Genomic DNA, 12,950 nt, shown 5'->3' on the forward strand with positions numbered 1-12,950 from the left:
ATGCGTTTTGGGTTGTGAGCTATGAGCTATGAGCTATGAGTTTGTACTATAACTTACTAATTATACTTAAAAAAATCCGTTTTTATCCGCGTTTTTGCTTTAGCAAATCCGTGTCATCCGCATTCAAATTTACGTTCTGTATAAATTTATAAAATAAAAAAAACTTAGTGACTTAGCGCCTTCGTGGCAAAAAACATAAAAAATGAAAATACTAATAATAAACTCAGGAAGTTCGTCGATAAAATATCAATTAATGGTAATGCCGGCCAACGAAGTAATATGTTCGGGTATGATTGACAGAATTGGGTTAGAAAGTTCGAATGTAACCTTCAAATCAGCATCAAATTCATTGGCAGAAACACTTCCTATTCAGAATCATAAAGTAGGTTTGCAAAAAGTAGCTCAAATGCTTTTGGATGCGGAAAAAGGTGTTATAAGATCGACTTCAGAGATTGGTGCCGTTGGTCATCGAGTGGTTCACGGAGGAAGTTCTTTTACGGATACTGTCAAAATTGACGAGAAAGTAAAGGCAAAAATCAAACAATTATTTGATTTGGCACCGCTTCATAATCCGGCGAATTTAGAAGGAATTAATGTTGCTGAAGAAATTTTTGACAATGCAGCGCAAGTTGCTGTTTTTGATACCGCTTTTCATCAAACGATGCCAGAAGTGGCGTATAAATTTGCAATTCCGAACAAATTACTGACCGAAAATAGAATTCGTGTGTATGGTTTTCACGGAACAAGTCATAAATATGTTTCGGAACAAGCGATTGAATTTTTAAGAGAAAAAAACCTTCCAACTCAAAATATCATTACCATTCATTTAGGAAATGGCTGCAGTATTACCGCTATTAAAAACGGAAAAAGTATCGATCATTCTTTTGGTTTCGGGCCAACAAATGGTTTGATAATGGGAACCAGAGCGGGAGATGTAGATCAGTCGGTTATTTTTTATATGCAAAATTCGCTTGGATTTTCATTAGAAGAAATAAATACGATTCTGCAAAAAGAAAGCGGAATGTTAGGTCTTACTGGATTCAGTGATTTGAGGGATATCGAAGCCGAAGCCGAAAAAGGAAATAAAGATTGTCAGTTGGCTCTGTTTATGAATGCGTATCGAATTAAGAAATTTATAGGTTCATACACAGCGGCACTAAATGGTCTGGACGCCATTGTTTTTACGGCAGGAATTGGCGAAAATTCGTCTCACATTCGAAAATTGGTTTGTACCGATATGGATTTCTTCGGAATTGATTTAGACTTAGAACAAAACGAAATTCGTTCGAAAGAAAACAGAGCGATTAATACGCCAGATTCTAAAGTGAAAATTTTAGTAATTCCTACTGACGAAGAGTTTGAAATCGCTAATCAGGTTTATCATTTGTTGAGAGACTAGATTCATTAGCCACACGAATAGTTAAAACTTTCCACTTTAGTATATTTCGCGTTCAACTTCTAAAAAAGTTATACCAAAAATTGTACAAATTCTCGCATATTAATTTGTGAGAATTTGTGCAATTTGTGGTTAAGAAACAAGCGTTATAATTTTGGAAACTTTCTCTTCACTAAACTTAAACCATGTATATTGGTTTGTTTTTTAAAAGTTCAATATTTGTCAGTATATTTGACTATAAATACGAATATTTTGAAATCTACACTTCATAAATTACTTATTCTCTTTTTTATAACTTTTCAGATTCAGGCACAAGAATTACTTCCTTTTGTAGAAAATTATAATAAATCAAATTATCAAGGTGATAACCAAATTTGGAATGTTGTCCAGGGAAATGATAATGCGATGTATTTTGCCAATAATCATTATTTACTGCGTTACGATGGTGTAACGTGGGAGAAATATACCTTGCCTAATAAAACCATTATTCGTTCTATAATGGTTGAAGGGGATAAGATTTATTCGGGTTCCTATAAAGAATTTGGATATTGGCACAGAAAAGAAGGGAAAATGCATTATGTTTCCATTACCAAAAACCTGCGTTTGTTTGATGAAAAAGATAACGAAGAAATCTGGAAAATTTTTAGATTTAATGGTTCAATTTATTTTCAGTCTTTCAATGATGTTTTTATTTACAAGGGAAAACACATACAGAAAATAAGGTTTCCATTTTTGATTTCGTATTGTTTTGTAGTCGATAAAAACCTTTATGTAGCGTCTGTAGAAAAAGGTGTTTTTAGAATGAAAGGCTCCAAAATTGCCAACCCTAAAGGGTGGAATGTGCTTAAAAACTGTGTTGTTCATGCAATTGAAAAACATCAGAATAAGACCTATATTTTTACACACAAAAATGGCGTTTTTTCAGTAGAAAAAAATGGTTTGAAACCTTGGGGCAATCCCTTGAACGAAACTTTAAAAAAAGCAACCATTAATGTGGCCAAGTTTGTAAAAAACGACAAACTGGTTATCGGAACAGGAAATAAAGGTGTTTATGTTGTTGACCTGAATACGGATTTGTATAAAAACATAGACCGTAATAATGTTTTGATGAACAACTCGATTTTGAGTATTGGTCTGGATAAAGAAAACGATTTATGGCTTGGGCTTGACAACGGAATTGCGCATGTCGAGATCAATTCGCCAGTTTCTATTTTTTATGATAATACCGGAATTTTAGGATCAGTTTATTCGGTTGCACCAACCCATAATGGTTATTTGATTGCTTCCAATCATGGTGTTTTTGAATATGGAGCCGGTAGATTTTCCATGATACCAAATACACAGGGACAAGCCTGGAATATAACCGAAATTAACAATCAATACGTGATTGGTCACAACGATGGAACTTTTGTGTACAATAATGGAACTTTTTCCAAGATAAACGGAATTAGTGGTGGCTGGAATTTGTCTAAGAGTAGTATTAATAATAACTATTTTCAATCTACTTATAGTGGTGTTTTACTTTATGATGAGCCTTCAAAACTAACTCAAAACAGAAGAATACAAGAGATTTCTAAACCTATAAAATACGTTGCCCAAAATAAGAAGAATGAACTTTGGGCTGCGGATAATTATCGGGGTTTGTATCGTGTTTTGTATGATGATCATTATCAAACCAAAAAAGTCGAGAACGTAACCCAGCAAAGCAAAATTAAAAATGATTTTGGCGTTAAAATTTTTGAGTTCAGAAACGAAATTCTGTTTCTAATTGACAATTCCTGGTACACTTATAATTCATTGACCAATAAATTGGAAAAAAATGAATTGTTTAACGAAAATTTCAAAAGTGTTTCTGATGTTGTTGCCATAGATGAAAGCCATTTTATTGTACAGCAAAACGGAATTTTGTACCATATTTATGCCAACGGAAATAAATTTGTGTGGAATATTATTCAGGAGAAATATTATAAAGGAAAATTGATCAATGATAACTTGAAAGTTTTTAGAGATAAAGACAATTATTTACTAAATCTTGATGATGGCTTTATTTCACTTCAATTAAAGAATGTTAAAAAACAAAATCTGGATTTAAAAACAGAGGCTTTTAGTAACCAAAATCTTGTTGCCGAGGACGATAAAATTGAATTTAATTCGGAGTTAAAAATTCATGTGGTGTCCGGAATTTATGGTGCCAGAAAACCTAATTTGTTTTATAGATTTAATAACACAAAAGATTTCTTACCCATTACTGATGGTTTGATTGTTCTCAATAATTTAAGCAGCGGATTTCATTCAGTAAAAATCTACAGACATGATGGTGCGCGTTACGATGAAGTTTCTAGTTTTGAATTTAGAGTGGCACAGCCCTGGTATTTTTCTTTTTGGATGATTGTGTTGTATTTGTTTTTAATAGGCGCTGTATTTTTCTTTTATTATAAATGGAATAAGCTCCGTTACATTCAAAAATTGAAACTTCAGGAAGAAGAACTAAAACATCAGAAAGAAATCCTGGAAATGGAATTGAAAGCGGAGAACGAATTGAATATTCAGGAATATGAAAAACACATTCTGGAACTTGAATTATTAACTAAATCATCTGAAGTGGCGGGAAAATCATTGTCAATTGCAAAGCAAAGTGAGATGATAGATAATATTCAGCAAATTTTAGATTCCGAGAAAGACTTCAATAAACTAAAAAGCGAAATCAAAAAAGCGATTAAAATCAATGAAGTGAATAAACACGAATGGGAAATTTTTGAAACCAATCTGAATCAGATTCATAACGAATTTATTATTAGTCTTTCTAAGAAGTTTCCAACTCTTACTCCAAAAGATATCAAACTCTGTGTTTACCTTAAAATGAACCTTTCGTCCAAAGAAATTGCACCTATGATGAACATCTCCTTCAGAGGTGTAGAACTCCATCGTTATCGTCTTAGAAAGAAATTAAACCTCACACAAGAAGAAAATCTATCTAAATTTTTACTTACTATATAATTTATCTTATTAAATTTTAGTAATATTTTATTTTTAAACCACTTTTTTTACATTATTACAATACATCATTACTACATCATAATGATATGTTAAAGCTATTGTGGTTTTTGTATAAATAATTGTTTTTCAGTTATTTAATACACTTTTTTTTGGTTTTGATGTAATCATGTAGTAGCCCTATATGATGTACTACAACGTTGTAATTGCTTAATTTGGCTCCACTAACTTAAACGATTACAAAACTTATGAGAAATTTTATTTTTAGCTTCTTAGCGCTTTTGCTTCTACCAGCTTATATGTCTGGTCAGGCAATCACAGGAAAAGTAGTAGATAGTAAAGGAATCGGAATTCCGGGAGCCATAGTTCAGGCACCAGATTCTAAAACTTCTGCTGATACTGATTTTGACGGAAATTTTACAATAAATGCCAAATCGGGAGAAATATTGAAAATTTCGATGTTGGGTTTTGAAGCTGTTTCTTTGCCAGCATCGGCTAATATGAGTGTTACCTTGCAGGAATCTGATGATACTATGTTAAAAGATGTTGTTATCATTGGATACGGAACCAGAAAAAAAGTTGATAATACTACTGCAATTAGTTCACTAAAAGGAGAAGAAATTACAAAAACCAAAGTCTTAAATGCTTCGCAGGCTATACAAGGTAAAGCGGCTGGGGTACAGGTAATTTCGTCTGATCTTCCAGGAAGTACACCTTCTGTTGTTATTAGAGGTTTGGGGACAGCTTTAGGTGGGAGAACTCCCTTGTTTATTGTAGATGGAATGCCAACAGAAAATATCAATAATATTAATACAAATGATATTACTTCGTATGATATTTTAAAAGATGCTTCGGCATTAGCAATTTATGGTACCAGAGCTGCAAATGGAGTTATCATCATTACAACCAAAAAAGGTAAAGGAGATAAAGTTTCTGTAGAAATTGAAAGCTTTGCAGGAGTAAGAGAGCCTTTGAAAAAGGTAAAAATGGCTGGAAGTAACAAGTATGCGTATTATACTAATTCAGCTTTGCAGTCAACTACTTTTTCACAAGATCAGCCTATAAATACAGACTGGTTTGATGAAATTACCAGAACAGGAAGTTATACTCAAAACAACGTTTCTGTTTCTGGAGGTACTGAAAGTATTAAATATTTTTTCAGTTTAGGAAATTACGAAGAAAAAGCAATCTTAAACGGATTGGATTACGGACGTACTACTTTTAGAAATAACAATGAATATAGAATTTCTAAAAAACTGACTTTAAATCAAAACTTCAGTTTTACCTCTACCAAATCAACACCTAAGCCATTAGATGCCTTTACAAATGCTTATAAGCAATCACCATTAGTTCCTGTTCGCTTTGCTGATGGGAAATACGGAGTATCCAGAGTTGGTCCGGATGGTTTCGTTAGTCAGACAGGTTCAGCATTTAACAATGCGGGTAATCCTGTGGCACAATTAGATTTTAAAGATGAAGAACAAAGAAGTATTATGCTTCAGGGAGGCTTGAAATTGGATTATGAGATTTTAAAATCATTAAAATTTACATCTCAATTTAACGGGGAATATTATAGTTGGAAACAATATGATTATGCAGATAATAAAAATATTTGGCTGGCTGCCAATCCAAATAAAGTTGAAAGCGATTATGCAAAAGAATTTCCAAATGCAAACTTAAATACATTAACAAAGGGGAGAGAGCAATATTATAACTGGAACTTGCAGAACTACTTAACTTATAACAAAGTTTTTGCTGAAATTCATGATATAGAAGTAACAGCTGGTATAGAAACAAGTGTTAAAGGGAATAGAGAGAAACTAACTATTGTGCGAAAAAATGTAGATACAAATTCTAATTATTGGGGATTAAAAGACGTAGAATATGCTGCTAATGTTACTAGCTATAAGGATGAAGTTTTTAACGAAATAAAACTAGCATCTTATTTAGGTCGTTTCCAGTACAAATTGATGGATAAATATTTGCTTACAGGAACTATAAGACGTGATGGATCTTCCAACTTTGGTAAAGATTACCGTTGGGGTACTTTCCCTGCTTTTGGTTTAGGTTGGGTTATATCTAAAGAAGCATTTTTAGCAGATTCAAAAACAATCAATTTGTTAAAATTAAGAGGAGGTTGGGGACGTTTAGGAAATCAAAATGTACCTCTTAATAACCAAAGTTATACATCTGGTCAAAATGCTTATTTAGGAGGCTCTATTTTAAATCAGGGAACAACAATTAGCTCACAAATTGATCCTAGTTTATCTTGGGAAGTTACAGAAGAAACGTCTGCAGGTCTAGATTTTGAATTATTAGATAATAGATTAAAAGGAACTTTTGATGTGTATGATAAAACAACAACCAATGTAATTTTAAATACTAAACCTTATTTTACATCAGGAATTACGAATGCTTCTCCTGCGCATGTTGGTGAAGTATCTAACAAAGGATATGAGATTTCCTTGCGTTGGGATGATAAAATAGGGGAAGATTTTAATTATTGGATCGGTGGTAATTTTTCGAACAATAAAAATGAACTTACAGGATTAAAAGATGTTGAATTAACCATACAAAATGGTGGAAATTTAGGGAATGGACAAAACACTAAAATTTTAGATAACAGTTCTGTAGGTCAACCTTTAGGAAGTTTTTATATGTATGAATATGCTGGTTTTGATCCTTCAAATGGAAAAATGTTGTATTACAATGCTGCTGGTGCTAAAGTGACTCAAGATGCTTTAAATACTAATGCTGATAGAAAATATGTTGGTTCAATACTGCCAAAATCTAACTACGGAGTAACACTAGGTCTTGCTTACAAAAATTTTGACTTTTCTGTTGATGGTTATGGAACTGCAGGGGCAAAGGTCTATAATGGAAAAAAAGCACAGCGTTTTTCTGGTGAAAACATCGAAGAGTCTCTTGCAATGGATTTCTGGACACCAAATAATTTGACAGCTTCAAATCCAGCACCATTCAATCAGGTACCTGTTGCTTCAACGTATTATTTAGAGTCAGGCGATTTCTTCAGAATAAATAATATTACTGTAGGCTATAAATTGCCTTTACCTGAAGGTAGTTTTATTAGCTCTTGCAGAATTTACGTAAATGCAATTAACCCATTTATTACCCAGAAATTCTCAGGATTTTCTCCAGAATTAAATGATGATGGTAATCCATACAACCTTCAGGGAGTTGAATTGAATGCGTATCCAACTTTGAGATCATTTGTAATGGGTGCTAACCTAAAATTTTAAAATTATGAAAAAGATATATATAGCAACGTTTGTAGTGTCATCATTCTTTTTTACAGGATGTGCAGACGATTATTTAGACGTAGATCAAACAGAAACTATTTCTACAAAAGATATTGAGTTATTCAACAATGACGCAGGTGCGGCTACCTTTGTAACTTCAATTTACAATAAATTTTTAAATTGGGATATGACTTCGTTTGGTTGGATTGGTTTATCAAGTATTACATCAGATGATGCAGATAAAGGATCTTCGCCTGGAGACACAGGAACTGATAAAGATGTTTTGGATGCTTTGACTTATAACGCTTCAAATCCATCTGCCGAAAGTACTTTTAATGCCAATTATGATGGTATCAACAGATGTAATCAGGCCTTAAATATTCTTCCAAAATTAGATAAAGCGGATGCTAATTTAAGAGCAAGATTGGCTGGAGAAGCTAAGTTTTTAAGAGCTTTTATGTATTTTACTTTGGTAAAATGTTACGGAGGTGTGCCGATTGTTGATCATCTACCTGTACCTGGAAATGATGCAGATAGAATTATGCAGTTAACCCGTAAAACATCTGCGGAGGTTTATGCTTTTATCGAAAGTGATTTAAATGATGCTATTGCTGCTTTGCCAGAAAAATCAGCTTACGGAGCGAATGAAAGATCAAGAGCCTCAAAAGGTGCTGCTTATGCCTTATTGGCAAAAGTAAGTTTGTATCAAAAAAACTGGCAAAAAGTAGTGGATAACTGTAATAAAGTTACCGGATACTCAATAGTAGAAGATTATGCAACGATGTTTAGACCTGCTGGGAAATTTGATTCAGAATCTATTTTCGAAATTTATGCTCAAGGAAGTGTTCCTGCAAAAGGAATTGAAGGATATTCAAATACCCAAGGTGCTCGTGGTGCTGGAGGTTGGGGTTGGGGTTTCAATACACCATCACAAAGTTTAGTAAATGCTTATGAACCAAATGATGTAAGAAAAGCTGCGACAATTATTTTTAAAGGAACTACTTTATATGATGGAAGAGTAATTCCAACTACGGTAGAAAACGAACGTTATAATTACAAAGCCTATTCTTCTGCCTATACAGATGCCTGGGAAACAGATGTCGATATTAAATACTTAAGATATGCTGAAGTTTTATTGATGAAAGCAGAAGCTTTAAATGAATTAGGACAAACTGATCAAGCAATTCCGTTGTTGAATCAAATTAGAAAAAGAGCCAATTTAGGAGTTACACCTGCTGTATCACAAGGAGATGTCAGAATTGCAATCTGGAAAGAAAGAAGAGTAGAAATGGCTTTTGAGCACGATAGATTTTTTGATTTGGTACGTACTGGTCAGGCAAAAGCTGCTTTTGCTGCAGATGGAAAAACATTTATCGAAGGAAAACATGAATTATTTCCTATCCCGGCATCATTCTTAAAACAAGCTGGAGATTTGTCTTCTCAAAACCCTGGTGGTTATTAATCCTTAAAAACAATTAAAATGAAAAAAAATAAATCAATTTTCTTGCTTTCTTTTGTTTTGGCTGCTACAATTTTTGTAAGCTGTGAGGATAGTATAGATAAAACAAACAGCCCAATTCCGTATGAATCAATTGGGGGTTATGACAGTTCTGATGATGTTGCGGCTGCGCACTTAGTATCAAAATTTAGTTTTGATGGGAATCTAACAGACAGTAAAAGTAATATTTCAGGATTTGAAGAAATGAATGTTGCTTATGCAAATGGAGTAAAAGGAAATGCTTATCAAGGTTCTAGTTCTGTTGCAAGATATGCAGTAGGAAATGCTACTGCAAAAATTACGTCTTTAAATGATTACTCAATATCCTTTTGGATGAATACTGCCAATACAGTACCTGATGGCGGAAGTCCAGGACAGGGAAAAGGTGCACAAGGTATTTTTTCTATTGTTAGACCAACTGAGTTTTGGGGCGGAATTAATTTATTTTTAGAAAATCCTGACAGTGCAAATCCAAATAGATTAAGATTAAAACTGGGAGTTGAAAATGGAAGAGCAGGTGTTGCCTGGAAAAGTCAAAGCGCTATCGTAAACATTGATAATAGTTTAAATACTTGGGTACATGTTGTATTGGCATATGATTCTAAAACAAGTACTATAAACTGTTATACGAATGGAGCGCCAAGCGCGAATATAGGAGGTTTTCCATATGCTCCAACTGCAGGAGTTGTAGGTTCGGTAATATGGTATGCTGATGATTCAGGAACTTTTGAAAATTCAAAGAATGCTCCAAAATATGGTGCATTTGAAATGATAGGAACAAATGGTAAAGTAGTTTTTGGTAATCATCAATTTCAAACAAATCCATCTCTAACTTCAGGTGGTTCAGCACAAGGATGGGCTACAAGTTATGCAGGTTTAATGGATGAATTCAGAATTTACGATTCAGCCCTTACTACTAGTGAAGTTACAGCTCTTTACAAATTAGAGAAAGACAAAAGATAAAAAAAAAGTCTTTGATGAGTAAATTAATTATCTCATCAAAGACTTAAATTTCTATAAACTATATATGCCAAATAACTAAATGATTATGAAAATCTTTAAATTAATTTCACTCCTGTCAATATTGTTTTTTGTACAAAGCATTTTTTCTCAAAATACGGTAACCTATACTTCTCTTTCTAATACAATAGATATTAATTCAGGAGTTGAAGGAACTGTTGATGTTGTTGTTAAATGTTTTGGAAATAGTAGTAATCCTGTATTTCTAAATGCAACGCAAGCTTGTGGAACTAGTGACGGAATTGTTTCACAGAGTTATACAAATGGAAGTATTTTAACTCCAGGACAAAGTACAATAATTAGATTTAAGTTTAAGAAGACCGTAAGTGCAGACACACAAGTTGCCTATAAATTTTCTACTAATGGAAGTTGTTTTCAAGACGAATCTAAAATGATTAAAATTACTGTAAATTATAAAAAATCAACTATTCCAACTCCTTCATCTTGCAATTATCCAGGAGCTTTAAACCTTACGATTACAAATGTTACAACTAATTCAGTGAATTTGAAATGGGACAATGTTCCAGGAGCACCAAGTTATAGAATTTATTATGCTAAAGATGGACTAAGTGGATCAATACCTTCTGTAGGTTCGCCTTGTTGTAGTGCTTCAATAAAGTCTTTAGAACCTAATACAACTTATAATCTGTTTATTTTAGTTGATTGTGGAAATTTTACATCTAATAAAATTACTCAGAAAATAAAATTTACTACACTTTGTAACAAACAAGTTTCATCAATTGAAAATTTTTCAGTTACTCCATATTCATATGGTTATAAAATAAATTTCACACCTATTCCTAATTTTTCAAATGGCTATTACATATTAGAATGGACTGATTTGGTTACAAATGGAGGAGGCATGAGTAATTTTTCTAAGGCTCCCGAGGGATCTTATCCGGATTTTTATTATGTACAATCAGGACATAGTTTTAAAATTCGTTTAACTGCTTATTTAGATTGTGTTACAGCTTATTCAAATTGGGTAACAGTTAATGGATTATGTCCATCTGCGCCTACTGACTTATATGTTTATAGTAATGCGAGTTCAGGTTCTTTTAATTGGGGAGCTTTAGCAAATTCACAAAATTATCAAGGAGAATATCTAATATATAATCTTGCTGGGCAACAAATATCAGGAACTTTTACTAGCTCTACTAATAATTACTCAACAGCAATTAATACAAATGGTATTTCAGGAAATAAATTTATCAAGTTTAGAATAAAATCTCAATGTAGTAATGGAACTTGGAGTGATTATAGTGATTGGTCAGGTACCGGAGTTTGGAATAATTAAAAATTAAAAATATTCTCAACAGAATTTTTAAATAGATTCTGTTGAGAATAATAATACCACAAAACAAATAAAAATGAAAATCAGTCTATACATAACTCTTTTTTTGAGTGTTTTCATGTCATGTTCATCTTCTTCGCCAGAAGAAGGAAACAAGGGAGGAACACCATTACCAACAAATCCAGTAACTCCAATTACGCCGCTGAGTGAAACAGAATTATTAGACCAGGTCCAAAAAGATGCCATCAAATATTTTTGGGATTATGCAGAGCCAAATTCAAAATTAGGAAGAGAGCGATATCTTGTTAATGATCCTGGGTTTGAGGCCAACAAAGTAACAACAGGAGGTTCAGGTTTTGGACTTATGTCGTTAGTTGTTGGAGTCGAACGAGGGTTTATACCAAGAGAAGAAGCTGTTTCCAGAATGATTACGGCAATGGATTTCCTTAAAAATGCAGATCGTTTTCACGGAGCTTGGGCACACTGGATGGATGGACAAACAGGTCATGCCATATCTTTTGGAAATAAAGATGATGGTGGAGATATAGTAGAAACAGCTTTTTTGTGTCAGGGTTTAATCGCGGTTAGAGAATATTTTAAAAACGGAAATACCAGAGAAAAACAATTAGCTGCAAAAGCAGATGAACTCTGGAAAGGGGTAGAATGGAGTTGGTACACGAATGGAGAAAATGCAATGTATTGGCATTGGTCTCCTAAATATCAGTGGGAAATGAAATTCAAATTAGAAGGGTATAATGAATGCTTAATCGCTTATGTTATGGGAGCCGCTTCTCCTACATATCCTATTCCCGCAGAAGCATATCATCAGGCTTGGGCAAGAAGCGGAAATATTGTAAGTGCAAATTCTCAATATGGCATTCCATTGCTTTTTAAATACAATACTGTTAGTGGTAACGCCGGACCTTTATTCTGGGCACAATATTCTTATTTAGGGCTTGACCCAGGTACTTTGACAGACAAATATGCTGATTACTGGGCCTTAACTCAAAATCATGCTAAAATCATCTATAATCATTGTGTAATCAACCCCAAACAATGGAAGGGTTATTCAGAGAAATGTTGGGGACTTACAGCAAGTTATACCCGAAATTCGGATGGCTCAACAGGATATTCTGCTCATGATACCGATAATGATCGAGGTGTGATTACGCCAACGGCAGCTCTTTCTTCTTTTCCATACACACCAAAAGAGAGTATGAATTTTCTAAAATTTTTATACAACGAGAAAAGAAATGAATATGTTGGAATCGCTGGTCCGTACGATGCTTTTTCGCCACAGTTCAATTGGGTTACACAGCGTTATTTAGCGATCGACCAAGGTACTATTGCGCCAATGATAGAAAACTACCGTACAGGTTTATTGTGGAAATTATTTATGAATGCTCCTGAAACTAAACAAGGACTGTTGAACTTAGGTTTTCATTCAACGAAATACGGATTTTAATCAGCAAAAAACAATAAAACATA

7 protein-coding genes are annotated in these 12,950 nt (G+C 33.4%); all 7 read left to right on the plus strand.

Annotated features, from left to right (window positions below):
- Nucleotides 1-202 precede the first annotated feature (202 nt).
- The 7 genes from GON26_RS11660 (at nt 203) to GON26_RS11690 (ending at nt 12,927) form a co-directional block, all read left to right on the plus strand.
- Nucleotides 203-1,399, plus strand: a complete 1,197-nt coding sequence (locus tag GON26_RS11660; RefSeq protein ID WP_160374954.1) for an acetate/propionate family kinase — start codon at nt 203-205, stop codon at nt 1,397-1,399.
- Nucleotides 1,400-1,648: 249 nt separating this feature from the next.
- Entirely contained in the window at nt 1,649-4,393 is a 2,745-nt protein-coding gene (locus GON26_RS11665) for a helix-turn-helix and ligand-binding sensor domain-containing protein (RefSeq protein WP_160374982.1), read from the plus strand.
- Between the two features lie 245 nt (nt 4,394-4,638).
- Nucleotides 4,639-7,650 carry a SusC/RagA family TonB-linked outer membrane protein gene (locus tag GON26_RS11670; RefSeq protein ID WP_160374955.1) on the plus strand — a complete coding sequence of 1,004 codons (3,012 nt, stop codon included), beginning with the start codon at nt 4,639-4,641 and terminating at the stop codon, nt 7,648-7,650.
- 4 nt (nt 7,651-7,654) lie between these two features.
- Nucleotides 7,655-9,112: a RagB/SusD family nutrient uptake outer membrane protein gene (locus GON26_RS11675; protein WP_160374956.1), complete on the plus strand. Its 1,458-nt coding sequence runs from the start codon at nt 7,655-7,657 to the stop codon at nt 9,110-9,112.
- Between the two features lie 18 nt (nt 9,113-9,130).
- Nucleotides 9,131-10,111 (plus strand): LamG-like jellyroll fold domain-containing protein, encoded by a 981-nt coding sequence (locus tag GON26_RS11680; protein WP_160374957.1) that lies wholly within the window; start codon nt 9,131-9,133, stop codon nt 10,109-10,111.
- A gap of 85 nt (nt 10,112-10,196) precedes the next feature.
- The gene (locus tag GON26_RS11685; protein WP_160374958.1) at nt 10,197-11,465 is read left to right on the plus strand and encodes a fibronectin type III domain-containing protein; all 1,269 of its coding nucleotides are present in this window, start codon (nt 10,197-10,199) and stop codon (nt 11,463-11,465) included.
- Between the two features lie 73 nt (nt 11,466-11,538).
- Nucleotides 11,539-12,927, plus strand: coding sequence for a glucoamylase family protein (locus GON26_RS11690; protein WP_160374959.1), 1,389 nt, complete (start codon nt 11,539-11,541; stop codon nt 12,925-12,927).
- Nucleotides 12,928-12,950 lie beyond the last annotated feature (23 nt).

Source organism: Flavobacterium hydrocarbonoxydans, from assembly GCF_009789235.1.
GTDB lineage: Bacteria > Bacteroidota > Bacteroidia > Flavobacteriales > Flavobacteriaceae > Flavobacterium > Flavobacterium hydrocarbonoxydans.

Bases quoted from the DNA above. Each gene is read 5' to 3' on its own strand.
- GON26_RS11680 (WP_160374957.1), top strand. From the start codon at position 9,131: ATGAAAAAAAATAAATCAATTTTCTTGCTTTCTTTTGTTTTGGCTGCT.
- GON26_RS11690 (WP_160374959.1), top strand. From the start codon at position 11,539: ATGAAAATCAGTCTATACATAACTCTTTTTTTGAGTGTTTTCATGTCA.
- GON26_RS11660 (WP_160374954.1), top strand. From the start codon at position 203: ATGAAAATACTAATAATAAACTCAGGAAGTTCGTCGATAAAATATCAA.
- GON26_RS11685 (WP_160374958.1), top strand. From the start codon at position 10,197: ATGAAAATCTTTAAATTAATTTCACTCCTGTCAATATTGTTTTTTGTA.
- GON26_RS11675 (WP_160374956.1), top strand. From the start codon at position 7,655: ATGAAAAAGATATATATAGCAACGTTTGTAGTGTCATCATTCTTTTTT.
- GON26_RS11670 (WP_160374955.1), top strand. From the start codon at position 4,639: ATGAGAAATTTTATTTTTAGCTTCTTAGCGCTTTTGCTTCTACCAGCT.